Annotated in this window: 34 protein-coding genes and 2 pseudogenes; 2 read left to right on the top strand and 34 right to left on the bottom strand. The window is 40.0% G+C overall.

The genetic code is table 11. From position 1 onward, the window contains the following. Positions 1-2: 2 nt before the first annotated feature. From BV60_RS0103475 to tnpB, 4 genes and pseudogenes are all read right to left on the bottom strand, one after another. The gene (locus tag BV60_RS0103475; protein ID WP_026509152.1) at positions 3-242 is read right to left on the bottom strand and encodes a hypothetical protein; all 240 of its coding nucleotides are present in this window, start codon (positions 240-242) and stop codon (positions 3-5) included. A gap of 108 nt (positions 243-350) precedes the next feature. Continuing rightward, positions 351-431 (bottom strand): annotated as a pseudogene (locus tag BV60_RS23665) (Maff2 family mobile element protein); the annotation flags it as partial. Between the two features lie 82 nt (positions 432-513). Next, complete coding sequence (locus BV60_RS0103470) at positions 514-1,053, bottom strand: DUF4368 domain-containing protein (protein WP_029319533.1); 540 nt, start codon at positions 1,051-1,053, stop codon at positions 514-516. Next, a complete protein-coding gene (gene tnpB, locus BV60_RS0103465) occupies positions 998-1,312 on the bottom strand; it encodes an IS66 family insertion sequence element accessory protein TnpB (protein WP_029319532.1) in 315 nt (104 codons plus the stop codon). The genes BV60_RS0103470 and tnpB overlap by 56 nt, the downstream gene beginning before the upstream one ends. Positions 1,313-1,326: 14 nt before the next feature. Here tnpB and BV60_RS23015 point away from each other — a divergent pair, with 14 nt between their 5' ends. After that, complete coding sequence (locus BV60_RS23015) at positions 1,327-1,503, top strand: hypothetical protein (protein WP_156035947.1); 177 nt, start codon at positions 1,327-1,329, stop codon at positions 1,501-1,503. A gap of 6 nt (positions 1,504-1,509) precedes the next feature. Here the strand turns inward: BV60_RS23015 and BV60_RS0103455 are convergent, their stop codons facing one another. The 28 genes and pseudogenes from BV60_RS0103455 to BV60_RS0103315 all read right to left on the bottom strand — a co-directional run bounded on the left by BV60_RS0103455 (position 1,510) and on the right by BV60_RS0103315 (position 21,267). Continuing rightward, positions 1,510-2,070: an acetolactate decarboxylase gene (locus BV60_RS0103455; RefSeq protein WP_081846565.1), complete on the bottom strand. Its 561-nt coding sequence runs from the start codon at positions 2,068-2,070 to the stop codon at positions 1,510-1,512. 35 nt (positions 2,071-2,105) lie between these two features. After that, positions 2,106-2,597, bottom strand: coding sequence for a GIY-YIG nuclease family protein (locus BV60_RS0103450; protein ID WP_029319528.1), 492 nt, complete (start codon positions 2,595-2,597; stop codon positions 2,106-2,108). Between the two features lie 200 nt (positions 2,598-2,797). After that, positions 2,798-3,436 (bottom strand): DUF6551 family protein, encoded by a 639-nt coding sequence (locus BV60_RS20820; protein WP_051656491.1) that lies wholly within the window; start codon positions 3,434-3,436, stop codon positions 2,798-2,800. A 40-nt stretch (positions 3,437-3,476) separates the two neighbouring features. Beyond that, positions 3,477-3,938, bottom strand: a complete 462-nt coding sequence (locus BV60_RS24160) for a DUF5688 family protein (protein WP_029319527.1) — start codon at positions 3,936-3,938, stop codon at positions 3,477-3,479. Positions 3,939-4,049: 111 nt separating this feature from the next. Next, complete coding sequence (locus BV60_RS0103435; RefSeq protein WP_029319526.1) at positions 4,050-4,820, bottom strand: hypothetical protein; 771 nt, start codon at positions 4,818-4,820, stop codon at positions 4,050-4,052. A gap of 165 nt (positions 4,821-4,985) precedes the next feature. Next, positions 4,986-6,188, bottom strand: a complete 1,203-nt coding sequence (locus BV60_RS0103430; protein WP_029319525.1) for an MFS transporter — start codon at positions 6,186-6,188, stop codon at positions 4,986-4,988. Positions 6,189-6,234: 46 nt separating this feature from the next. Then, complete coding sequence (crcB, locus tag BV60_RS0103425) at positions 6,235-6,603, bottom strand: fluoride efflux transporter CrcB (RefSeq protein WP_013282473.1); 369 nt, start codon at positions 6,601-6,603, stop codon at positions 6,235-6,237. A gap of 33 nt (positions 6,604-6,636) precedes the next feature. Then, positions 6,637-7,083, bottom strand: coding sequence for a sodium ion-translocating decarboxylase subunit beta (locus BV60_RS23655; protein ID WP_242840934.1), 447 nt, complete (start codon positions 7,081-7,083; stop codon positions 6,637-6,639). A 104-nt stretch (positions 7,084-7,187) separates the two neighbouring features. Next, positions 7,188-7,484: a HigA family addiction module antitoxin gene (locus BV60_RS0103415; RefSeq protein WP_029319523.1), complete on the bottom strand. Its 297-nt coding sequence runs from the start codon at positions 7,482-7,484 to the stop codon at positions 7,188-7,190. A gap of 17 nt (positions 7,485-7,501) precedes the next feature. Further along, on the bottom strand, positions 7,502-7,780 hold the full coding sequence (locus BV60_RS0103410) for a type II toxin-antitoxin system RelE/ParE family toxin (protein ID WP_029232985.1): 279 nt from the start codon (positions 7,778-7,780) through the stop codon (positions 7,502-7,504). Positions 7,781-7,811: 31 nt separating this feature from the next. Then, positions 7,812-8,198, bottom strand: a complete 387-nt coding sequence (locus BV60_RS0103405) for a hypothetical protein (protein ID WP_026517651.1) — start codon at positions 8,196-8,198, stop codon at positions 7,812-7,814. A gap of 10 nt (positions 8,199-8,208) precedes the next feature. After that, positions 8,209-8,640, bottom strand: coding sequence for a hypothetical protein (locus tag BV60_RS0103400; RefSeq protein ID WP_026517650.1), 432 nt, complete (start codon positions 8,638-8,640; stop codon positions 8,209-8,211). Between the two features lie 78 nt (positions 8,641-8,718). Beyond that, positions 8,719-9,669 (bottom strand): DUF6017 domain-containing protein, encoded by a 951-nt coding sequence (locus BV60_RS0103395; protein WP_029319522.1) that lies wholly within the window; start codon positions 9,667-9,669, stop codon positions 8,719-8,721. Positions 9,670-9,734: 65 nt separating this feature from the next. After that, positions 9,735-10,100 (bottom strand): replication initiator protein A, encoded by a 366-nt coding sequence (locus BV60_RS0103390; protein ID WP_029319521.1) that lies wholly within the window; start codon positions 10,098-10,100, stop codon positions 9,735-9,737. Position 10,101: 1 nt separating this feature from the next. Continuing rightward, the gene (locus BV60_RS0103385; RefSeq protein WP_197029518.1) at positions 10,102-10,632 is read right to left on the bottom strand and encodes a hypothetical protein; all 531 of its coding nucleotides are present in this window, start codon (positions 10,630-10,632) and stop codon (positions 10,102-10,104) included. Then, positions 10,622-11,017 (bottom strand): annotated as a pseudogene (locus BV60_RS0103380) (ParA family protein); the annotation flags it as partial. The gene BV60_RS0103385 and the pseudogene BV60_RS0103380, both read right to left, overlap by 11 nt. Positions 11,018-11,029: 12 nt before the next feature. Continuing rightward, positions 11,030-11,488 (bottom strand): DUF6462 family protein, encoded by a 459-nt coding sequence (locus BV60_RS24465; RefSeq protein ID WP_330370187.1) that lies wholly within the window; start codon positions 11,486-11,488, stop codon positions 11,030-11,032. A gap of 549 nt (positions 11,489-12,037) precedes the next feature. Beyond that, a complete protein-coding gene (locus BV60_RS0103365; protein ID WP_029319518.1) occupies positions 12,038-13,279 on the bottom strand; it encodes a site-specific integrase in 1,242 nt (413 codons plus the stop codon). Between the two features lie 133 nt (positions 13,280-13,412). Continuing rightward, the gene (locus BV60_RS0103360) at positions 13,413-13,631 is read right to left on the bottom strand and encodes a DUF6462 family protein (protein WP_029319517.1); all 219 of its coding nucleotides are present in this window, start codon (positions 13,629-13,631) and stop codon (positions 13,413-13,415) included. A 3-nt stretch (positions 13,632-13,634) separates the two neighbouring features. Next, a complete protein-coding gene (locus BV60_RS0103355) occupies positions 13,635-14,201 on the bottom strand; it encodes a hypothetical protein (RefSeq protein WP_029319515.1) in 567 nt (188 codons plus the stop codon). Positions 14,202-14,431: 230 nt separating this feature from the next. After that, positions 14,432-15,082, bottom strand: a complete 651-nt coding sequence (locus BV60_RS0103350; RefSeq protein ID WP_029319513.1) for an RloB domain-containing protein — start codon at positions 15,080-15,082, stop codon at positions 14,432-14,434. Further along, the gene (locus BV60_RS0103345; RefSeq protein ID WP_029319511.1) at positions 15,075-16,250 is read right to left on the bottom strand and encodes an AAA family ATPase; all 1,176 of its coding nucleotides are present in this window, start codon (positions 16,248-16,250) and stop codon (positions 15,075-15,077) included. Before BV60_RS0103345 ends, BV60_RS0103350 begins: the two co-directional genes overlap by 8 nt. A 182-nt stretch (positions 16,251-16,432) precedes the next feature. After that, complete coding sequence (locus BV60_RS21640; protein WP_051656488.1) at positions 16,433-16,789, bottom strand: helix-turn-helix domain-containing protein; 357 nt, start codon at positions 16,787-16,789, stop codon at positions 16,433-16,435. Between the two features lie 314 nt (positions 16,790-17,103). After that, on the bottom strand, positions 17,104-17,385 hold the full coding sequence (locus BV60_RS0103335) for a hypothetical protein (protein WP_156035945.1): 282 nt from the start codon (positions 17,383-17,385) through the stop codon (positions 17,104-17,106). Between the two features lie 175 nt (positions 17,386-17,560). Next, on the bottom strand, positions 17,561-18,175 hold the full coding sequence (locus BV60_RS0103330) for a hypothetical protein (protein ID WP_029319508.1): 615 nt from the start codon (positions 18,173-18,175) through the stop codon (positions 17,561-17,563). A gap of 71 nt (positions 18,176-18,246) precedes the next feature. Continuing rightward, positions 18,247-18,591, bottom strand: a complete 345-nt coding sequence (locus BV60_RS0103325) for a hypothetical protein (protein WP_029319507.1) — start codon at positions 18,589-18,591, stop codon at positions 18,247-18,249. A gap of 192 nt (positions 18,592-18,783) precedes the next feature. Further along, positions 18,784-19,569, bottom strand: coding sequence for a hypothetical protein (locus BV60_RS0103320; RefSeq protein ID WP_029319506.1), 786 nt, complete (start codon positions 19,567-19,569; stop codon positions 18,784-18,786). Positions 19,570-19,593: 24 nt separating this feature from the next. After that, on the bottom strand, positions 19,594-21,267 hold the full coding sequence (locus BV60_RS0103315) for a hypothetical protein (RefSeq protein ID WP_029319505.1): 1,674 nt from the start codon (positions 21,265-21,267) through the stop codon (positions 19,594-19,596). A 262-nt stretch (positions 21,268-21,529) separates the two neighbouring features. Between BV60_RS0103315 and BV60_RS0103310 the strand changes: the two genes are divergently transcribed. Continuing rightward, the gene (locus tag BV60_RS0103310) at positions 21,530-23,443 is read left to right on the top strand and encodes a hypothetical protein (protein WP_029319504.1); all 1,914 of its coding nucleotides are present in this window, start codon (positions 21,530-21,532) and stop codon (positions 23,441-23,443) included. 54 nt (positions 23,444-23,497) lie between these two features. Here the strand turns inward: BV60_RS0103310 and BV60_RS0103305 are convergent, their stop codons facing one another. Continuing rightward, entirely contained in the window at positions 23,498-23,728 is a 231-nt protein-coding gene (locus tag BV60_RS0103305) for a hypothetical protein (RefSeq protein ID WP_197029517.1), read from the bottom strand. 124 nt (positions 23,729-23,852) lie between these two features. Further along, complete coding sequence (locus BV60_RS0103300; protein ID WP_156035943.1) at positions 23,853-24,884, bottom strand: hypothetical protein; 1,032 nt, start codon at positions 24,882-24,884, stop codon at positions 23,853-23,855. Between the last annotated feature and the right edge of the window lie 62 nt (positions 24,885-24,946).

Genomic DNA, 24,946 nt, shown 5'->3' with positions numbered 1-24,946 from the left:
CCCTAAAAATCAGACAGATCAATAGCGGGTGAAACATCTCCCATCTTGAAATTCTCTATTGCTCTATCCATATCTTTTAAAGTATTTGCCGAGATGCCATCAGGAACAGTTAGTTCACGCGGTTCAAGCATTATGCAACCATTTTCGTATTCTTTTACATTATAGTATTGATACAATGCACCTCTGAGGGTGATTCTCTTTTTGCTGTCAATGTGTACCGTATAATCTTTGATAGCTTCCATAAGGTCCACCTCCATATATGATAGGTGGGATATCCCACCTATCATTATAATACTCCCTAAGCGTCCTTATGTCAATGAGACATGCTTTTTTCCGATTCCTCCGGCAGATCAAAAAAGACCTGAAAGAAGAGGAACAAGTGTGGTTCCAATGAGGGCAACTCCACCTCCGGCCATGAGCTGTGTTATACCTAATTTGATGGAAATTTTTATGGTGTAGGAAGTAGGTAGAATAATAGCTACTTCCTACGTAGAAGTTATATAGAATTCATGATCACATAGCCTTTGCCACAGAATTGGCTGCAGCCATGTCTGATAGATTGTAAGTCTTAGATTCATCTGTTGGACGAAAATTATAGTGGATCTCCATTGAGATGTTCCTATCTCCGTCCTCTGTTATTTCCTCGTGAACAATGATTTTGTTGATAAGACGATTGAGAGTATCAGCATCAAGCTCTGTAATATCTGCATAGTCCTTGATAAGGTCTATCCACTTTCTGGCATTACCGCTTTCGCTGTCATTTTTTGAGAGACGCTTTTCATCTTCTGCAATCTGCTTTTCGAGATCTTCAGCTTCTGTCTTGGTTTTCTCGATCATTGATTCAAAGATATTCTCTGAGATTCTCCCTGAAAGAAGATCCTCATAGAGCTTGGATGTCATGCGGTCAAGAGTTTCAATACGGCTCTTTGCCTTCGCTATGTTCCGCTCCAGAAGCTCTTTCTGGTTCTCCCGCTCCTGCTCATAGGCATCTGCAAGGCTACGTGCAACCTCTTCCGCATTTGAACTGTTCCGGCCGTAACTGGCGGAGTTCATCACTGGAACGCGGCCAGGCAAAATGACCCTGTTCAACACGCTTGTATAAGAGAAGAAAACCATCACCTTCCCAAAGTAAGCCCTTGATTTTACTTGAGGATCTGCCACAGAAAAGGAAGAGTGTGTTTGGGACGAATAAATCAACCTTGTACTTTCTTTCGATTATGGCAGCAAGTGAATCCACGCCGTAACGCATATCTGTACGTCCGCATACAACGTATACAGCAGGGAAGTAATTGAAATCAGCATCTTTAAGCATGGCGCACCGCCTTTATGATGCTGGTTATAACATCATCAGATGCTTTTGAACCGATTTCTATACGGATATCTCCGAGGGATATGGAGATGGGTGATGATGTGGCGATTGTGTTGCGCGAATCGTGCGATGCGATACAAGGGAGATTGATCAACGATGAAGGTGAAGGGGCAACAGACGGAAGACTTGTTTGAGGAATTTCAGCTATAGGTACAATATCCGGCATCCGAAACAAAATGGAAATGCCATCCAACAGCATTGAGCCTGTCCATATATGCCGGGCAATATAATCCAACAACTGTCCCTTTTATATCAGTGTAATCAAAGAAGGTCTGATCTGTTTCAAGCACCTTTGCAAGAGGCTCATAAGGTTTTGTCTGAGCAAGTTCACTGCGAACATTCATTTCTTTAAATGTGCCGTCTATTCTGACCATGTAGAAGCGGTTGCTGCCAAATTCATTTACCTTCTGATCAAGAGCTCCTTTCAGAGCATCAATGTCCTGAACATCTGTAAGTGTTTGACTTTTATCATTATCAAAAAAAGTCACATCACAAAAGGGAATGGTCTCCGTATCCGGTACTGCTTCAACGCTTCCATCTCCGGCTGCTCTGTATATCACACCGTCTAACATTACAAGCTCACCATTAAGGCCATCAAAGGTGCCTATTCCAGTATCACCCAGAGCTTTCACTTCTTTTGCTGACAGACTTCCATTGTAATCACCAAATGTCAGCCCCTGTAAAAGAGATACCTGATTTATCGACTCTCTGTTATTAGTTTCAGATGTTCCTTGTTTTACAGCTTATTTAATTCTTTAAATGGAGAATATTTATAGAATTCACTGTTCTTGATATATTCAAGAGTATGCTCGGCAAGATTATACGAAATCAGTTTATTCCATAAATCTTCAAAGGTATCATCATAATCCGGCTTTTTAAAATAGTTCTTATTCGCAATGCCATCATTCTTGTTAGTTATTATGAATTTTCCATCAGCAGAAACAAACTGGATAAGTTTAGACTCATAATCAAACGTAACAGACTGATTGAATCTGTCAGAATATATAAAATGGACTTGATTGAATTCTCTCTTCTCATGATTGGTGTAATGCTGCTTCATTCTCTCAGCAACATTTGTAGACTCGCCAATATAAACCTTATTTCCATTTTCCAGGATATAAAGCATCGGCCAGTTCCCGAGATAATCATCATTCCCATAGTTGTCGCTTGGAAATCTGTGATTAGTTATGACATAAAGATTTTCTTTAGTTGTATCCGCGTTAACCATACAATTACTCCAGCCATCAACATAAACAAAACAACTATTTTAAGTATACTACAAATAGATTATTTCTAGATAATAACCCTTTACCTTTGTTATAGTGCTAAAAAAATCAGAGGCATATACAGCCCCTGATTTTATTCTCAAATAATCCAATTCTTTACGTGTCGCTATTAAATCACAATTTTTTCATTCCCTAATTTTATTTATGATGCATCTTGCTCCACCTCAGCATCCTCATCATATTCCTTATTCTCTTTTTTCTTACCACCACCGCTGGCTTTCACCGAATACAACTTACTCCATTGCAGCCCCGGTTTCATTCGTTTGTTATATACCACCAGCATTGCCTCCGCAAATCCAAGGGATCCTGGCCGCCGCTCCTTCGCATTCTTGGTGATATCCTTGACAGATACAACTCCAAGCTTTTCCTTGAAGGTGGTCTCCTTGAGTTCATCCCCAAAACTGTTCAATAGCCTTGCCACTCCGTTCATCATATTTGCTGAGAAGGACTTCTGCTCGCCTTCCCAGGTCATTATGATGAGTCTCAGCACTCGGTCCAGTACATCGTAGCCGTATTTATCATAGATATTTTCAAGAGCACCGACTGCACATATGCCTCCAACTCCGGCTGATGGAAGGATTTTAAGCTCATAGGACTCCACAAGCCCCTTGATCAGAAGCTCCTTATCATTACCCGCCTCGCAATTTGCATTGAATATTTCGTATGGCGACAAGGCTTTGACGTTCTTCATCTGATTAGCAAAGATATCTGCTTCTTCGTTGTATTCCAGATCATCATATATCATACACCAGACTGGTGTTTCCCTGCTCTCTGATACCATGGCTATTATTTCCGCAGTATGCTGTCCATTGAAGACATAGTTAATGCCATCTCTTCATCTTGCTGTAATCCTTGAAGGAGTCGATATCAAAATCAGGTCTGCTGTTAAGTGCGCTCTCTGCAAGCTCAGCAGCCTTGGAAGTAATGACATCAATATCGATTCCCTTTTCGTACTGCTGGTAAAGAGCTGTAGCATTGAGGTTAACACCGATGATGCTGTCCTCCGGCTTAACAGTGAGTGCCTCATATGAGGAATTCATCTTCTCCATTGTCCTGGCCTCGACCTCAACCTCCATTCCATACTTGGAATACATGATCTCCTTCACGCTGGAAGCAAGTTCCTCTTTGAATTGTTCAAAATCCATACATTTCCCTTTCTTCTTTGTTTTTTTGACATAATAAAAGCGCCACCCCGGCAGGAATACCGGAAGCAGCGCTTCACAACAGTTATTCTTTTGCAAAAGAAAAACCAAAGAATGAATCGATTTTGTTCTCTCGTTCATTCCTTGGCTCATTATAATAATATCATGCCCAAAACTGCATGGAAACTACCATTTGGGTGCCATTTGGGTGTCATCTGGGTGACATTTGGGGACGCTTTTTCAATTGGTAAATTATGCGCCAACCACATTAGTCATTTCTTCATTTGCGTTTCTATCTTCAAAAAGCTTTCTGATCCGTTCTTCCTGCTCTTTTTCAGACTGCTTTTCTTCTTTCTCCAGAAGTGCTTCGTGAATAGTCTCAAGTTCTTTATCAATGCTGTCCATGAGCTTATCCCATTCCTTTATGCTCATCTCCTGGCTGCCTATCTGGATTTTGATCTCAGTTTCATTATTGATGAGCTTGTAGTACAGCTCCATCCTGAACGCGCTGATCTGCTCTGTCAGTGCAATATTGTCCTCCTCTGACTCTTTCTCAGCATCAGGAGTTTCTGACTCTGCAGCTGCTTCCTCTGCAGTCTCAGCTTTCTCTTCTTCTATCTCCATGCGTTTTCTGGTGCAATGATTATACTCATGGATAGCACGCATTATGGCGTTGAGATCCTCTGGAGTGAACATACTCGCTGCCTTGGAGAGAGTATCAATGTTGTCCACGTTGACATGAAGGCTTCCACCACTAGGAAGGGCAATCTTAAGGACCTTATCCTTTTCATACATATTTCCGAGCGTTATGGCATTTTGCTTGTAATCACAGACAAAAGTAACTCCTTTGTACTGTATGACTCCATTCTTCGCCAGAAAGCTGTATGGACATTTTTTCTCAGTTTCAGCCTGTAGCTTCTGTCCAAAGCCTTCAGTCTCACTTATGACTGGAGTTGTCTCTTTTCCAGCTGCAGATCCTAATGGTCTTGTTAAATAATCATTTGCTATCGCTGCTATACCCATGATTGCCTCCAGATAACAAAAAACGTGCCCTTTCAAGGATGTTCATTCCATTGAAAAGACACGCATTTCCGTTGCTATCTTTTATATCGGCAATATTCTTTAAATGTTTATGGATAAAGTTAGATTAACTTCCGGTATAATGCTCATTCCAGCAAACTGGAATTGTTAGCACTCTGTCTTATTGCACCGGAGGCATAAAGCATAAAATACAATCGCCAGAAACTGTGATACCACAGACACAGTGACAAGATACACAGGATTCAAATCATACAGGGCACCGAGAAGCCAACTGCCCAGAAACCACGCAATACCAAATCCTGTCTCAAATATTCCGAAACCGGTGCTTCGCATGGAACGCGGGACGATTCCGCTGACAGCTGCTTTCATAATACTTTCCTGCGCACCCATTCCAATCCCCCACAGAATTATCCCAGCTCCGATCAACCAGGCATTTCCAGTCATAAAAACAAAATATGAGAAGAATGTGCTGCATAGTGTGGAAATGATCAGAGCCTTCAGCCCGACCTTATCATAAAGCCAGCCAAAGAATAGTGCAGCAAAGGCATCCACAGCCATTGCCCCAGCATATAGCAGGCTGAGCATGGATTCATTAAATGCTCCGGTATTAGCCGAATGAAGTGTGATCAGGGTGAAGTCTGCAAAGCCAAAAGCAAAAAAGCAGATGGCCGCCATGAACAGAACAAATGACTTCCTGAATTCAAAGCTTGCCGGTTTATCTTCCTGCTTTTCAAAGATCTCCGGATCAGGGTATCTTATCTTTGCTGTCAAAACAAGAGCTATGGTGATCATTGCAGGAACAAGCAGTATCGCAAAAGAGATTCTATATGTTGTAAAAAGGTCGTCTGTACCTTTTACAAGAGCTGTTACAAAAAGCAGTACTGGTCCGAGAAACGCGCCAAGCTGATCCAGAAACTCCTGATAGGCAAAGCCTTTTCCGGTTCCGATCTCGCTTGCCGCAAAGCTTACCAATGTGTTTTTGGCAGGCTTTTTTATCGCTTTTCCGATACGCTCCAGGATCACAAGACCGCAGGCCCAAATCCAGCCATGTTCAGGTACGAGTGCCAGTGCAGGAATCGCCAGAGCCTGTATTACATAGCCTGTGATAACAAATGTCCAGTATTTCTTCGTTTTATCTGCTATAAATCCGGATATGAGCCTTAGTGAATACCCGCACAATTCTCCTATACCGGACACAAATCCGATGGTTGCAGCGGATGCCCCTGCGAGGTTCAGATATTCGCCCAATATGCTTCTGGCGCCTTCATGAGTCATGTCCGAAAACAGACTTACGATTCCCATCAGGGTTATAAATATTATGGCGCCAGACAAAGCCCTTTTTTTATCCATGTTCTACTCCACTAATCCCGATTTGCTTATTTCATTATCCTGAAATTCAAAGTTTTATTATCGTCGCAAGTTTCTTTCCGCATAGAATTCCAAATATGCAGCAACAACAACTCAGTACCACATATAATCCGCCATTCATATATTGTTTCTTCTCAAACAAATTAAAAGCTTCAAGGGAAAATGTAGAGAATGTGGTAAAACCTCCACACACCCCTGTCTTCCAGAAAAGAATGGTATTATCAGATACACTTTCTCGGTTACTGGTAATTCCAACAACGAATCCAATTAGTATGGCACCGAGGATATTTGTAATCAGAGTTAATATCGGAAAATAAGTCTTAACAGGAATCAGACTTATTGCATATCGCGCTACTGCACCCAAGGCACCACCAAGTGCTACAAATAGAAAATTCATATCAACCTCTCTATTATCATATATACTGAAATATTATTTTCTTTTCCTAATCAAAACAACTCCTGCTGCAAGAAGTGCTAATCCCACAACAAGACCTATAATCAATGACCACGAATCTATTTTCCCTGCCAGAAATATTGAAGTAGGCCCGTCAGCACCACCTATAATTGAGGCAGAATGTGCCCTTCTTGTTAAAAGAGTTATTGCAACTACCACTATTCCAATAAGCACAGCAATTATTCCAAGCATTATAGTTATTGCCTTTGTAGCAATTCCTCTCCAAAGTAATACGCTTGATACTGCGCATATAACTATTCCAATCAAGAAAGGTACTGCTAAAACAAATGCTACTGATGGCGGCGCACTATTTCCATATTCTGCACCAGCTTCCAATCCCCGGTAATTATATGCCACCACAGCGCACATCCAGTCGGATAAAAGCACTGCTATTATTCCCAACAAAACAGATAATTTCTTCATACGTCCAAACACTTCCTAAATCTATCATTTCAGACAACTTATGAATAATCATACCTTTTTTCAGACAAAAATAATAGCCCCGGACAATTCCAGAGCTATCACTATCATCCCTCTTTTACTGCATCCAGAGGAAATGGTATTACATTTGACGGTTCGTGTTGCTGTGCAATCCACAGTGTCAGTTTCTGCTGCATGTTCATCCAGCTTTCTGCTGATGTATTGGTTGCCTTGCTTATTCTGATAGCCATCTCAGGACTCAGTGATGCTTTCTCATTAACAAACTCCGATAAAGCTTTTCTGCTGACTCCAAGCATTCTAGCCGCATCAATAACTGTAAGATTTAGTGGTTTCATCACATCTTCCAAGAATACATTTCCTGGATGTGTAGGTCTTCTAGTCATATATCTTTCCTCCTTCCTCAGTGATAATCCATATAGTCCACAAGATATGCATCCTGACCTTCAAAGTAAAAAGTCATTCTCCAATTGCCATTCACCGTGACAGACCACATATCCTGCTTATCTCCTTTAAGTGGATGCAATCTATAGCCTGGCAAATTCATATCCTGAGCACTAATGCTGGCATCCAATCGGTCAAGCATTCTTGCCAATTTGGGCGCATGATCTGGCTGAATCCCCTTCTTAGAGCCAGTTTCATAAAAATCCTTTAAGCCTTTATGTGCAAACGATTTTATCATATCAACATTATAACCTGTAACGTTACAGGTGTCAAACTTCCCTTTCTGAAAAATCTGTCCAATACTGCAGATTCCATATAGCAGCTATGATTGTTCCAATTGTAACCACGGTCATCTGCGCTGCCTTAGTGTCATAGTTCTTCCAGATTGAGCATAAAAAAGCAATAGTCATGCAACTGAAGACAGAAGCAAGTATCTTGGCAATTACAAACATATGCTGCAGTAAAAGCGCAAAGAACACTGTTATGCCGAAAATAATCCAGTTGGTTACTTTATCATAGCCCTGGTTTCTTACAAGAAATACAGGAATGGCTCCGATAAAAATGGAATTAGTGACATCAACTCTTCTGATCAGGTACATTGCTACCCTGAGAAGCAACATAAACGGTAATAGAAAAATATCTAGTACAGCTGCCATATTCTTATCCTCATTTTTTCAGCTTGTTAAACTGATTCACATAAACTGCAGCTCTGCAATAGAACTTGAGCTGCTCCTCTCCGTCTTTTATAGTTGTGGCTCTCTCGATTCCCTTGGCTGTGCCCTTCTTGACTGCCTCGTTGAACATCTTGCCAAGGCGTGCTCTTACCTGTGCAGGAGATTCCTTGATCTTGTACTCTACAAGGATCTCATTAACATCTGCAAAGGTAGGAAGATCTGCCAGAGTGAACTCTTTATCCATCTTCTTGGCTTCCTTGATCATCTCACCAACGGCCACTGTATAGTCGTAGGTAGTTCTTTTACCGAAGCGCTCTTCCAGCATCTCGCAGATAAAATAGTTTACTGTGATGTTCTGCTTCTTAGCTTCCTTCTCAATACAATCATACATATCCTGTGTAAGTGATAGATTTACTCTTGGCATGTCTTCATCCTCCTATGAGTGTTGAACAGTTATGTTATATTTTGATTATATGAGTGTTGAACATATATGTCAAATGCTCTACATGGCTCTGCATGCCTGATCATGACTTACCTCGGACTGATAGTAGCTGCCCATGGTGGTAGGAGCATTGAAAAGAGCTGAAAGCAGATAATTCTTTATATTCCGAACCTTGGTAGTATTTCCCCTCATGCAGTCCATTACGTACTCTAGATGCATGTGGTTGAGCTTAAGGAACTTGGACTTAACCAAGTTTGTAGGATACTCGTTCTTGGAAATCCAGATTGTTGGATTCTGGCAAAGAACTGTCTCAAGCACCAGATCATAGATTCCTTCGATGATTTCTGTATCATGAGGATATCTTTCAAGCATGGTATCAAGGCAGAGATTCTCCCTGATTATTTCGGAATAAGCGTTATACTCATCATTCAAATCGCTTTTCATCGAAGAGATATGATTAGTATTTATATTTCTTTTAGTATTATTAATATTAATATAATTAGGGTCGGATTCTCCGTGATCTAGAACCGGATTTTCGCTTGGTCTAGAACCCGAATTTTCCGTGGTCTTGACCCCGATATTTCCGGGGTCTGAAATTTCCATATTTGTTCCAGAACTTGGTTTTTCCAAGGTCTGAACTTCTTCATTTTCTCTTGAAGCAAAGTTCTTGAGATAGATCTTGGTAGGCTTCCCCTGGCCCTGCTTTTTGCGCTCTATGAGCCCATATTCCTCAAGACTCTTAAAAAGACATCTGATCTTATCTTCCCCACAGCCCAGCATTTCTGCGGCTTCCTGCTGTGCAAAGTATATATATGCCCTCTGAAGCTCATCAAACCAGCTATTTTTAAGGGATAATGACATTCTATCGAGCATAAGACCATAAAGAGTCTTAGCGAGCGCGTCAAGTCCGCTAAAATATGCGTTTGTGAACAAAAGCTTTGGTATTCTGTAAAAGGCAAGCATTTCTGATTCCTGACCGCTGAAATAGTCAAAAATGATTCTTTCGCTCACTCTTTTTTCCTCCCTTCAATGATTTTCTGTGACGTTCCATGGATTTAAGTGGTGCAATTTCTGCACTACCCAATCAGCTGAAATCTGCATCTACGATTGAAATTTTTGACGTAGATCTTGCTTGGCTTACCTTTTGCCTGTAACTTATATATAAGACCAAATTCTTCAAGTTCATTCATACAATCAATTATTGTGTGCTTGGAAAAATTGATATCTTCCTGAATCTTGCTTAACGGATAAATGATGTAGACTCTGTTATCATCATCAAACCAATTATGTTTCTTAGCTTCGCCCATGCGGTCCAAAAGAACTGCATAAAGCATTTTGGCCGAAGCCGACAGGGAAGAAAAGCTCTTCCCTGTAAGCAGCTCTCTTGGTATCTCTACAGAAGCAAATTGCTGTGCCTGGGCATTATAAAAATAGTCCATCATATTATTGTTCCTCACTTTCCTGCGATGCCTTCCATTGCTCCAAGAGACTTACGATAACTCTTTCAATCTCAGACTGTGAATAATAAGCAGGGAAGTACTTGTTGAGCTTACGTTCTGTAATAAGGATCTTCTTCCTAGTCTGTGGTGTGGATCTCTTTTGGATAAGAATGTCTATCATCTGTTCCTGTGTAAGAGAGTCATCATCACGATATTGACGAAGATCCATAAGCTGTTCCTGCTTGATCATGCCGTTTTCGTGGATGTATTCCCATATCCATTGCTGATACTTGTGATTCAAATACGAAATCTCAACAGCAACAAGAAATGACAACCTGCCTTCATCTACCATATCCAAAAGCTTAGGAATAAGTTCTGTAAGTCTGATATATCTAAATACTTGGGTTCTATTCAATCCATTTTCCTTTCCAATCAGATCTCCAGAATTTGACTTTGTTGCATCATGAAACAAAGTTCCTGTAACTTGCTTTCCCTGATGTTTAATCGCATCCATTTTCATCTTGAATACAGTCAATAATCACAAAATCATAAGTATTTCTGGCGTTATCCACATATTCTCTGAGAATTGTTTCCCTGCTGATAACTCCGGTCATGCTTATTTCCAAGCTTGAGAGCTCAATATTTCCCGGCATCAGATCAACACCTTCTGCATGGTGGATGATTCCTTTTGATACATCTACGGGCTCATCATTGATAATATTTACAAGTGCTGTGGCAAGAGAATAATCAAGTCTGTCCGGTTCATCGCATCCAAGACTTATTGACATGCTACCCTGAGGATCCGCATCTATCATGAGTACCTTGTAGCCTTCCCTGGCAAGCCCAATACCAAGATTCACACTTGTTACTGTCTTCCCTACCCCACCTTTTTGGTTTGCTACTGCTATAACTTTAGACATCTCTTTTCCCCCTTATTCATCAAATGACTCAATAAACGCGTCAATCTTTTCTGTGTTGCAGAGAACCACTCCCTTTACCTTTCTTGTGGCCTTGGCTTCCTTTGCAAGGCTTTCAAAAGTATGAAGCCCCATAGAATAAAGCTCTGCCCCTTCAGCGTACCTGACATATTTCTTTTTGCCTTCCTTAACGATTTCTGCTAAATCTTCGATTTTCTTTCTTCTAGCCATGAATACTTCCTCACTTTCATTTCCTTCTTCACAAAACTGTTCAATGTACTGTTCGATCAAGTCTAAATCCACAAGGGCTGTTTTCCGAAGCTTTATATTGGCCTTTGCTTCTTTTGCCAGAGTCACAAATGACCAATATGCCATGCTGTAAAGTCTGGCTCCGTCCTGGTAGGTGCAATATCGATGTTCTTTTCCGACAAGATACTTGTCTAAGTCAACTGGTGGGGATTTTCCACGATTCATCTGTAACCTCCGTTTCTGGTGTTACGAGATGCAATTAAGAAGATCAGAATTTTGGGTACAAAAAAACCACATCTTCTCTTCCTTCGAGAAATGTGGTCAAATATGTGATGTGTCTGAACCGATTATTCCTTTGACAATTACCCTGGGATAGAAACTTTTAAAAGTTCCTATCCCAAAATGCGTTTTTTTAGCAAGTAGAAATTGTCTTTTGACACACCACTGATGTCCTATTTATTTTAGATAAAAACTACATACAAGTCCAAATAGCTCCGTACTCGTCCAATGAATTCGTTGTAAAAATGTTGCATTTTTGGATAACATAGTACGTCTATGGATTTCAGTGATTCCTAATGAGTCCGTGTGTTACTTCTGTGATTTCAAGGTCGGGATTATTTCCGGTACCATCCTATCTGTTCTCACATGATACCTTCTCTTTCTTTTTTCCCTTTTTCAACACTCTTGTCTGGTGTTGCCTGCTGAAAAGCACGTGTTGCAAAATCGTTGTAACAAGATATTTTTTGTCAAATGTTCAGCACGAGGAGTCGCTTTTTAAAACAGATTGTCGAGCTTGCTTGCAAGCTTCAAAAACGATTCCTGGTTCTTTCTGCCAGTTGCCTGAGCATAAATGTTCATCGTTGTTTCGATACTCTTATGCCCCATTACTGACTGGATAACCTTGAGGTTATCCTCTGCTTCACACAGCCTTGTCGCAAATGTATATCTGAAAATGTGACATGTGATATGAGGGAGCAAGAACGGCTCTCTATTCTCTCTGGCTGCATTGAGCATCTCTTCGTGGTTGTAACTCTCAACTATTCTGCTTATGGTCTTATTAACCGACTGAGGATTAAGTACGTCTCCATAGCGATTCTGAAAAACGAATCCAGAAACACCATCAATCACTGTCTGGTTAAGCCCAACTGTTTCAAGCTGATCTTCTCTCTCCATCTCTAATGCGTCTTTTACTACATCGAGAAGCGGAATGGTTCTGATACCGGCTTTTGTCTTAGGAGTGTGGATATGATACTCAGATACTCTGGACTCTCTCTCCGGATAGTAGACAAGATTGTGATTAACGCTAATCTCATTGTTCTCGTAATCAATGTCCTTCCAGGTGATACCAGTGCATTCTCCGATTCTCATTCCGGTACCAAGAAGTACTGTGAAGAGCGGCCACCAATGATAAAAAATTGGATGAGATGCAACATAGTCCATGAATGCTCTCTGCTCTTCAACCTTAAGAGCGAATCGAAGTTCTTTATCATCATCAACTCTCTTGGTTACTTCTCGCATAACACCATGCGTGGGATTCTTCCTCAATATATCATCTCTCACTGCAAGGTCGAATGTTGGATGAAGCAGGCAGTGCACTGAATCAACAGTGGCCACTGCTAAGTTTTTCTCTTGTAAAAGATAGATGTAAAACTGCATCACATCCGAGCACTTGATATCAATGAGCCTCTTCTCTCCGAACCCGTCTCTCACATACCTGTCATAGGTATACTGATATCCGCTCATGGTGCTGTCCTTCAGCTTGTATTTAGTTGCCATGTACCTGTCAAAAGCCTGGTTGAGTGTTGACCTTCCAGCTGCATAGATATCAAGTCCATCCAACTGGTCTCTCATAAGTTTTTTCTCTCGTTCTCTGAGCCTCTGCAAATCCGTATCGTAAACATACCTCCTGCGCCCTAATGGATCCGTGTACGAATACATATACCGCATGTCAGATTTACGCTGGCATTCGCCCTTTCTCAGAGCACGTCCCTTATTATCTTTTCTTGATACTGCCATATAATCCCTCCATGTAAAAGGACCCGGCTTCTTATCTCGAAAAGCTCTCATAGGTACAATATTATTATCGCGCTTAAAGCCTTTCGGGGCAAGCATATTTTTGCTGTTGCCAAGTCCTGTACTTACCTTTCTTTTACTTCCTAAATGTCAACAGATATTCTTCAATTCGTTCTTTATCGAGCCAAACCATGTTGTTGTTCATCTCAATAACTGCCTCACAGTCGTTTGCTATTTTCATAAGCTTGGTTCTTCCTAATCCAAAGAAATCCATTGCTGCAGGCACTCTCATCAGTCTCATTGACTGCTGTCTTGCCAGTTTAATCTGCTCCTTATATCTCTCACTTGCTCTCATATCTTAAGCCGCCTTTCCCATTCTCAATTCTATAAGTTCTTTTGCCTGGATCTTCACCTTGCGGCGGTTTCGATACAGCCTCGATTTTACTGATTCATACAGGTTGCCTGTGGACTCGATGATGTCAACAATCGCCTTCTCTTTGTTGAGGACATCCTTAAGCTCATTCCTATCTTTCGGAGACAGAACACTCATAGCACTTGTGACTGTTGTGTAATCCCTACGCATGAGCTCCAATGTCTCAATCTCATCACGATGCCCCTCCGCATCATCTGTATATTCCAGAAGCTTATCAAGATCGCCTCTTCTGATATCAATGATGTTATCGTAGTGATTTGACGCCTGAGAAAAAGTCGGATCACTCTTTCTTGAGGTCTGGACTCTTACACCACACTCACCAATCTCAGCGCGTCTGTTGAACCTCTTTTCCTCAGTAATCTGATCACAGATGTTGTCTTCAAACATATCAACAAGATCAATGAAGTTTTCAAAATTCTTAAAGATAATCTCTACACGCTCATCAATTTGTGAAGAAGCATACCCCTGTACAAAACCATTCTTAGCTGCCATCGCACCCTCCTTTGCTGATGAAAACCAAAACATATTCTGTTGTCTTAAGACATTTATAATTGTAAATGTACGCACCCTGTCTGTGTTTCCCCACTTTAATAACATTTATCACGATTTGTGATAATACCTTGTTATCTACTCTCGTTTGCATTCCCTTTCTGCTCTATGGGGTAAAAAAATACCGAGCCTCCTATATTAATAGGAAGTTCGGCATTCTCTCTTCTCATCAATTACCAATCGATAACATCAAAGAACTCTTCAATATTGCTGTTTTTCTTATTCAATGCGTCCTCATCATAATCAGTCTTTTTGATGATGATATCAAAAGTCTTTTTCTTGATTTCATACTTATTTGAGACCAGCTTATCCTGCTTTCTGATAGCATCAAGTAAATTACTATATGATTTGTTACCGGAATTAAGGAACTCATAAACGTCCTCATTGCTTTTAAAAGCAGCTATATCCTTAAATTTCCAGACATTAGAAATAAAGTTCTTGGTGTCCTGTCCCTTATATTCGACATCATGCAGGCATGAAACATACTCAAAATCAGGATTATCAGCAATAAGGAAGTGAGGTGTATTTCCCTTATCATTCTGCAGCTTGCAGTATTCCAGGAGCTTAATGAAGTTCTCCTGCTCTCCAGGAATGGTCTTGATCCGGTCAGCGTCCACAATGATAAACTTTGCAAGATAGTTGGACTGAGCCTCCTTCTTGATCTGCCTCAGGAAATTGGAATAACCACCGCCATGCATATTTATCGGTTTCAGAACAAGTTCAACGCCCTGGTTCTTACGCATTTTATCGATATAGTTATACTCGGTATCGCCCTCGCAGAAAATGGCGTACCGTTTCTTAAGTACCCTCTCTTTCCTACTCAAAAGCTGTACCTCCCAATATTCCCTTCATGTAGAACTCATAGACCTTGGCAGTCTCATATCTTACCTCTGGAAAATCTGCAAGTGAATACAGCTCAGAAGTAAGACTATCCTTACTCTTTGTCACGAAATAGATCTGTTCCTTCATGTAGGTCTTCAGATTCAGATGAAGCACGTTGTGCGTGGAGAAGATAAACTGTCCTTTATGTTCCTCACCATTCACAAAAGCAACAACCCTGTCTGAAAGAATGGGATTGAGTACTCTGTCCATCTCATCAGCAAATACAACCCTGTTCTCATATACAACCCTGAATATCTGGACAGCCCATGCAAAGAACTCTCTTACACCGGTTGAATCCTGCTGAAGTTCTCTGCGTATTTCATTCCCATCTGCATCTTTTCTAATGATCAATGACTTACCATAAGGCTTGTCATTATCCACTTCTATACTGCAGATACTATAATCGACCATGCGGAATATATCCACAAAGCGGGGATCTCTCATTATCTTTATATCCTCATCCCTGCCTGCAGGATTTCCATCCTGGTCTTCCGGAACCGTACCCGGGAGAAGGATATTTTTGAACCAGCCTGTAGTCTCGATAGCATCCGCATTGCCAAGAAGAGCTAGCTTGCTGATAAAAAGACCATAGCTGTTGTTACTGTTCTTTAATGCAGTTCCAAGCTCAGAAGCTTTTCCTTCCTTCTTTTCATATTTCCCGGACTTATCCCTCATAACAGAAAAGAGACATGAGAAGGTTCCTTTCCTCTTACTCTGCTTATATAGTCCTTCACTTGTTATTCCATTAGAGTCTATTCCCAAACAATACTTGTAGATATGATTCTTTTCCGAAATGAAGCATATCTCAAATCTCTGTTCAGGATCTTTATCCGTAAGAAAACTGGATGCATTGACATATGCACCAACCGACTGTACCTGGGAATTGAAGTCTATAAGAGATTTCAAAAACTTAAGACTCCCGATAAAATTGGATTTACCACCTGCGTTTTCACCGACGATAACTGCTGTCTTCAGAAGATCGTAATCTACACCTGTAGAAGTATAGTTATCAGGATATCTCGTCTTAACCTTGCTGTTAGATGCCTCCATACTAAATTCGCTCTCAACATTGAATGAGCAGAAGTTATTGAATTTAAAGCTAATCAGCATCTGGCAACCTCCTTTTTAAACTGTTTCGTAGCTCTATTATAGCACAAAATCTTTTACCTAAACCATAATTCTGGTTTAGGTGAAAGATTTTCAGTCTCTTTTAGGTGAAAAAGATATAAAAACGCCCCAAAATAATACTCAGGTGCAAAAATGCGAATTTTCCACTTATCAGATTTTTTATTTCATCCCAGTATCGCAAGATTCCTTAGCTGCCTTATCGCAACCTGCCTTACTTCTGGTCGTCTGATACTAAGATACACCTTCTTAATCTCCTCCAAACCGCCAAGGCCATTCAGTCCCTTATCATCCTCTGATGTGGCAGGCTCACCCTTTAGGATCCAGTCAGTAGTAACTCTAAAATATTCTGAATACATAAGCAGCATCTCAATAGATAAGTTCTTCTTTCCGTTCTCATACATAGAAATCACTCCGTTGTGACGAACATGAAGCTCTCTTGCAAGCTCTGTCTGAGTCAGATCTGCATCCTCCCTCAGCATCTTAAGACGGTCTCCGATTGTTACTTCTTTTGTTTTGTTCATGGTATTTTCCATTCCTTTCCGGAATCCGAAAACGGAAAATGCCACAACTGCCTAGTGCTATATGTTTTCAGGACAACAAAAAAGAAAGCCTACAAAACGGTAATGAAAACAGACCATAAAATACAATGTTTATGGTATTTTCCGTTTTGCAGACTTCCCCTGCGTAATTTCAGCATCCAAGCACTAGGCAAACTCTTGGAACATGCATGGGCCGGTCAGTCAAATCCCATCACGGGATGCTATTTAGCACTCAAATGCAATGTTCCTCACAGTATGCAATTTTCAATCTCCCCAAATAAGAAAACCTTCAAACACTATGCAAGCGTTGTATTAGCAGAAGAACTCCGGTTTCTTCTAGCCTTGATCTGCATTTTAGCCGCATGGATGACCTCCATATGCCATCGCAGAATTGCACTCTGGTGGTAAGTACGCTTATCATCTTCAATAACAGTAACCTTGCTATCCTTGATGATTATCCTGTAAATCTTCTGGCAGTCATCACACCAAGCCCATCCATCAGCGGCAGTCGCTTCGTGTAACGGTATCCCATGATGAGGACACCAAGCAACAAATGTCTGTGCAGTTTCCATATTCAATTATGATTTTCCTCCCTCGTATTAAATGCTTTTCATCATACTTGTTTCCGAAAACATAGGTATTCTATCACATGAAAAAATAAATGGAATACCGAAAGTTCGTAGAGAGTTCGGAAAGAGTCCGCAGACAGTTCGTAAGTTTTTTGACACTTGCGTTAATTGAATAACAATTCTGTCAAAGCTCGTCTATTGGCGGAAGATCCTTGAGATTTTCCTGAGGCTTGGGAAGTTCTTTGTAAGGAATGATCCCGGCTTCCATATCTTCCTTCTGACGGCGAAGCGCATAAATCCACATGCTTATTCCAAAAAGTATAACTCCGATATCTCTTTTGGGATAAAAATCCGTCTTACAAACATCAAGCTTGGTGTAAATATCTTTATTAGTCCGGTATTCCTCATCAAAATAGCTCAATTTGACAAGCATCTTATACACATAGCCATTGCCGTTTCCTTTAAAATCCAGAACCTTGTCAAGAATATAGTCAATCTTGCCCCTAAACCATATCAGCTTGATAAGCTTATCAATAAGCTCCTTCTGCTCATCAATATTTTCCTCCGCAGGCTTAGTGAACAAATAAAGAAACAAATCCCGACACTCACGCTTACTGGCTTCAATCGCCTCCGGTGTCATCTCTTTAATCTCATCATCTGCTAATGCATTTAGGTATTTCTCCCGATAGGACTCACAGAGCAGCATACACAGCACATAAACTCGTCCTTCTGAAAAGCCTGCTTCCCTGCACTTTCTCGCTACCATTTTGTAGTCCTCTGATTTTCTGCCATTATACATATGAAAGCCCTCCTTCATAAGAAAATATAAACACAAAACCGGATCATATTAGGGATCTAATACGTCCGGTCTCACTTCTCATCATCATATAAAGCTTTTCGTTTAATAAATTCCGCCATATCTGCCATGAACAATTTGTACTCTTCATCAGTCAGCTCCTGCAAAATCCAATTGAATCTATGGCTCGGAGCAGTCCTCTCACCTGTGATAATGTACAGGATATTGAAATCTTTCGAATAGAGCTGGTAAAAACGTTCTCCAATGATTGACGTTTCACCACGCAGATACTTGTTCATCTGCTCCTTCTCAACCTTCCATTCCATGGCCATGCCTGTTTTGGAATAGGCAGATCTTTCCATGGCCTTCCTAAATCGCTCTGCAATTTTCTTAGTAATTTCGCCTTTCTTGTATCTCATACGAGTACCACCTTTCTTTAATTTTATAATTAAATGATAGGTAGTATCGGTACTTATTCGATTTTCAAAAATCCTTTTTGTTCCTAAGGTAGCAATGAGCTATGGTTCATATATCCTGGTTATTCCTATATCGAAATGGTCTCGAAGGCATAATAAAAAGACCGCCTTAGCGATCTTTTTACTCAATACTTTTTAGTCTTCTCTTCTAATAATCTCATCCAGCTCCTGCTTGATATAAATGATTCTTCCGTAATTAACAATCTCGGTAGTCTCAAGATGCCTTGCCAGGGCTTTTTTGAAATCCACCCATTTCCAGCCATATGCAGCATCTATATATTTACCTGCCGCACTGGCAGCTATGTAAACAGGATTGTCGGCGGCAAGAACTTTAGTAACATCCATATTGTATTTTATCTGGAGATTTACATTCACCGCTTCCGCAATTAGTTTGGGCAAAGTACAACAGCTCATGGCATAATGGTTTTCCTTCTTAGAAAACTCTGAATACCGTGTTGCCATAAAGTTCAAAACATTTTCTGTAAGGGATATTTTCTCAATTTCATCTTCCTTAAAAAGATAAACAAGAAATTTCTCATCTTCCTCACGATAAGGGCTAATAAGCCAGTTTTCGTTATACTCCTGCTTGTCCCTGATCATCTGCTCATCAATCCTATTGCAAGTATCAAAGAACTCATCTAAGTCTATCGCCCTTACTGCATCAAGAGAATTAACCAGCTTACTGTAATATGCCTTAGCTTTTTCCTGTCGTTCATGCCAGTCCTCAATAGCTTTTTTCTCGTATGGACAGTGGTATTTGTGACCATATAACAAAGACCACTTATCCCTGGAAGCGTCAGCACAGTCATACGTTATGCATTCATAATGATCAATATCTCTGATTATCCCTCCAGTTAAAGGGCAAACTTTCCGGCTCTCAGCATCAATATCAATATCGTTTTCATCTACATTTGCTATCATACCAAATCTCCATCAACTTTTTTCTTATTTCACCATATCGCTATATATCTGATCCACGACATTATCTACATTATTACTGCCAAGATACCCAAATGGAATCTTCCTCTCCCTGACTGCTGCAATGAACTTCTTGTAGCTGATATGGTTAATATAATCCGTGTAAAAGTATACCATATCTTTGTTCTCTAGCATCTTCCCATCCACAGTCTTATAGGCATCCGGAGATACGAACATCCAGTTAGGAAAAAGAGTTTTCAGCTTGTTTTGCCAGGCTACATGACCGCCCAGGATAACAATATTTTTATCAGCGATAGCAGCTTTCATATCCGGAATCTTATCTTCCTCTACTGGATCACTGTCATGTTCGGACTTATAAGCATACTCACGAAGAGCAATAAGTTCATCACGTTCTTCTTCATATTTCTTAAGAAGACCATTTGCTTCTTCAAAAGAGTTCCTTGCACTTCTGTACTGATCTCTAAGATATTTGTTTTCCTGTTCCTGCTCGTGGAGCTTTTTCCTGAGTTCAGCAATCTCCTTAAGATAGTCATCATCACTGACTTTACCATTACTTACTGGTGCTACATTTGTTAGTGGTTTCTTCTCCTCTTTCTTAGGAGCGTTCCTTACGGTAATTGCCTCCGGATGGAACCAGGTATCCTCATCCTCAAACTCTTCAACCTTATCGCCGGTTAGATAGCCGATCTCATACTCTACGCACTCCGCAATGTCCGTCATGGACGACACCAGATCATACATGTTGGTATACTGCTCGACTTCTTCAAATGTATATTCCTTGTTTGGATGCATGGTCTTTAATATAGCCAGAGTACGAGCCAGCTGTATACTGAGCCCCATGTTATTTTCCATGCACAGATATACGTAATCCTCTGCATATCCGCGGTTTCTTAAGCAGGCACCAACAAACTCGTTCTGCTCCCAGTATTTAGCATGCATCTTTTCGAAAGGAATCTTTTCCTTTTTCTTCTCATCAATCCATGCATCCACCTGTTCTTTACATGAAACGAACAGATCATGATCCCAGTCCATATATTCGCAGGAATCCTCTTCGTCAGACATCCACTCATCTCTGCGTTTTAAAAGAAGTTTGAACATTATGGAACAGTTCGGATCATATTCAATATGCATGAAAGGGCACATGCCCATTATCCTGCCGATTACCGGAAGGTCATATTCTTCATATTCATCTTCAGCAAGGCCAAAGATTTCCTGCGTTGTGATCTTATGAAATCTCTTAAGGCTGTTGTATTCCTTTTTATGATAAGTCTTGTACAGATATTTAATGAGTTCAACGCAATACTCATCACCAAGTTTTGCCCCGCTATAGATAAGCATCATGATTTTCTTATGCATGCACTCCAGCGTTTTTCTCGTCCTGTACTCTGTGGCTAGATAAATCCCTGCCTCATTGAACTCCTGGAGTTTAGCGCGGCACTTATTAAGAAAGTCCTGTTCTATCTCAGCGAAGTCCTGCTCCATGCTGCCGTTAATAAATTCCTGTAAAAAGAAGTAGTCCACTCCCGTAGTATCCGGAGCAACTACCTTCTCATCCTTATTTCTGAAAAAATCCTCAATCATGAGGCCTGCCAGTTCTTTTCTATTTGCCAGCTCAACCGGATCAAATCCATAATCATCAAACATATCTCCGGTAAAGTCTTTATCAAAAGGTGGTATCATAACATTCTTCTCCAATACTCGTTATTACGATGCACGTCTATATTGATGATAGCATAGAATCTGGCTATTCTTTTCCCTAAAACAGAAAGGATTATCACGATTTGTGATATTTCAGTTCCTCATCAGTAAACGGTAGTATTAATGTTGCACAAGGTGTTTCTTGTTTATGCTTTTTTTATTTTAAACTCATCTTTCTTTAGATTTTGCAACAGCTGAACATGCTATTATTACAGTAAAATCAGTTGTTTACGAGGATAACACCATGAAAAATATATTTTCCTTTGCTATTATTGCACTTATATTGCTTCAATCTATAGCATCCCCTTATACTTCAATTAATGCTTATGCCATTGGTTTAGATGATTTAAAGGATGCTGGTAATTCTTTACTAGACAATGCCCAAAAAGCCGGGGAAACGGCAAAAGATAATGCCAATAAAGCTGGGCAGGCTGCAAAAGAGGCTGTTGACAGCGCAGGCCAAACCATAAAAGAAAAAACTGATAGTGCTGGAAAAGTTATAAAAGAAAAAACAGACGATGCTAGCAAGGCAGCACAAGAAGGAGCCGAAAAAGCGAAGGAAAAAGCCACAGAAGCAAGTGAAGTGATATCCGAGAACGCTAGTAAAGCTTATGATTCTGCATCATCTAAAGCAAAGGATATTAGTGAGAACATAATCAATTATGTAACAAATATAGACACTGAAAAATTTGAAGCAGGTTGGGATTACGCATCAAAATATACTGGAACAGCCCTATCTTCCCTTATGGGAAAAGCTTATGTCAATTCAGTGCAATCTCAGATCGCAGAAACATCTAAAATGATGCAAAAAGAGCTTCGAGCCAAAGTCAAAGGAGGGCGCGGAATTCCTCAAGATGCCGGCTTTGCAGCTGAAATTTGGCATACTGATAGTTTTAATCTCGAAGCGGCACTCAATGGATCTGAATTTAGAGCCACTCGTCCTGATTCAAACGGTAAAGCTTCCCCTGATATCGTTATTTCTGGAAAAGATTATTCTCAAGATTATAGTTTAAAATATTATAAAAATGCTGATGAAAGTGCAAAGGCACAAGCAAAAACTTTCTATGAAGACTATCGGCAAAAGGTTTCTAAGGATACTAAAAACGGAAAGCCTCCCCTTAGTGCAGAAGAATATCTTGAACAGTATGATAAACCTTTGACCGCACTTTATGACTCTCTCTATGAAGGACAAGGCAAAATCATTCCTTCGGATCAACTCGATGACGCCAAAGATTACTTAAAAAGAAAAAAGGCAAAAAATAGTAATAGCACAAATCTTGAAAGACATAAGTTTTCTCCTGAGCTTCAAGAATCATTGGACACTCTTGCTGATAGAATAGAAGCTCCTGACGGTACAAAGTCCAGACCGCTTACAGAGAAAGAAGCCAAAGCACTCGTTGAACTAACCAGAGACGGAAAAGATCTTGATTTAGCTGATTTTAATGTAACCCCTTCACAGCTTATTACTACAAAATACATCCTAAAGCAGTCTATCAACGCTGGAACACAGGCTGCTGTAATAAGTACGGCCTTTGCAATTGGTCCTGATGTTTATGCAATCATTGTAGATGCGGCAAAAGAAGGAAAAATCGATGAAAAGAAGCTGAAAGAAACCGGGATAGAAGGTGTACTCGCTGGCAGTGAAGGATTCGTAGAAGGCTCAGTGAGTAGCGCTATTGTAATAGCATGTCAGTCCGGGAAGTTTGGCAGTGCATATACGAACATCGCACCTGAAACCGTTGGCACACTAACTGTACTCACAATAGATGCCATCAGATTTGGATATCAATTATCTCAAGGGCAAATTACAGAAGCCGAATATGCTGATCTTATGGCACAGGACATCATAATTGCCATAGCCTCACAGACATCCGGTGTTCTATTGCAAGCGTTATTCCCATTTATTCCTTTTGCCTATGTCGCAGGCAGTATGGCAGGTGCAATGTTAGCTTCAGCTGGATATGCTGCCGGAAAAGATATCATACTTGAAGTCCGTGGCGAAAATGGCTTTGAGACAGTAGTTCCAGAAGCGTTGGCTTCCGGGCAATCATTAGCAACAAGTTTCATGAGCAAATTAGATTTAAATGGAACAATCTCCGACTTTCAACATATGGCGGTAACAACCATAGGAAATGGAAAAATAAAAATATCGAGTTAAACGCATGCAGCGAGCTGTTTTTTGTATAGACAGCCCGCTGCATATATTAACAGTTTATTGTTGGTTCTCATTATTTGTGTTATTCTTCTCAAACCTTATTTCCATATCTCCCTTCGTTATATTTAGGCTATAGCCTTTATCCATAATATGATCAGGAATTTCAATAATCTGTTTAATGAATTCTGGGACACATGGAATCACGTACATCCCAATTAACCACCATATACTATCAGGAATTATTCTACCATTGGATGAGACACTTGTTTCTCTCAAATTTGTTTCCATATTGTGTTGAATCATAATACACCTCTTTCTCAGCATTACGCTCTTTGAATACATTTAACTGTTTCTTTACTCAAAGTATAGAAGTTTTTATATAATCCAACTAAGAAGAAAAATAGCGATTTTTTTATTTTTTATAATCGAATAGCATCTGTCCATATATATCCTTAGCATATCGAACCTTTTGCTTTGTCCAATGCTTTTCTGATACGAAGGCATCATTTATATCATAAGAATCAACAACACTAACCCAGTCTTCTTTATCAGTCTTTTTTATAAACCATTCCGCTAATGACATATCTTCAACCAAAATCGCAGCCTGAAAATATGCAATCCAATATACGCACTCAAGAAAAAGCGATTGTGCAAATTCGTACTTATTACCTCTTCCTCTAACTATATCATTAATGAACAATCTTCTGATTTTTACCGCTCTGCTGAAAACAGTTATTTCTGGCAAAAAAGAAAACGACGGGTCACATGATAACGCAGGTTTAATAGTTGGCTGATAGCAAAAAGCTGTGAATCTGCCTTTTATATCAGGAATGCTCTTGATATTATATTTTGACATGGCACAAACAACTTCATAAATAAAATCAAAATAGCATTGCCATTCCAATTCAAATTTCAGCAACCCATTGATAATTCTAGTTAATTCATCCTTCCCTTCATATACTGATAGTTTTCTCCATTCGGCTTCATAATTATCCGAACACTCCTGAAATACCTGGGCTGTATATTTATCCGAAACTATCCTTCTACTCAAAATTGCTTCAATGAGTTGTAAGTCAGGCACCTGAGCCAAATGCCCAATCTTTAAGTAATCTAGATTATTTAAAATATAATGCCCGTCTTCTTTGTCATACATCTTGTCTCGTATTTCTATAGAATACTCTTTTCTTACGTAATCAGCCAATATCTTACTACGACTATTCATTTTGTTAATTTTATCCTGAAAGCGCATCCGTTTTGCTGTTCCAACATCAGTATTATCAAAATCAGGATCATCAGCTTTTAAATGTGCCCACAAAGATTGCTTGTTCTCGTTTTCGTCATATGCCCTTTCGCAACACTCCATCATAATCTGGTCCACAATAAGACCTAAAGAAACTCTGGATTTTAACAGCACTTTGTATTTATCTGGAAAAAATACATCCATATACTCTATTATTACAGAATAAATTCTGTCCATTTTAGGCGTCATATTTTCATTTCCTCTAC

It is taken from the genome of Butyrivibrio sp. AE3004, assembly GCF_000703165.1.
GTDB lineage: Bacteria > Bacillota > Clostridia > Lachnospirales > Lachnospiraceae > Butyrivibrio.
This window is presented reverse-complemented; position numbering and strand designations above follow the sequence as displayed.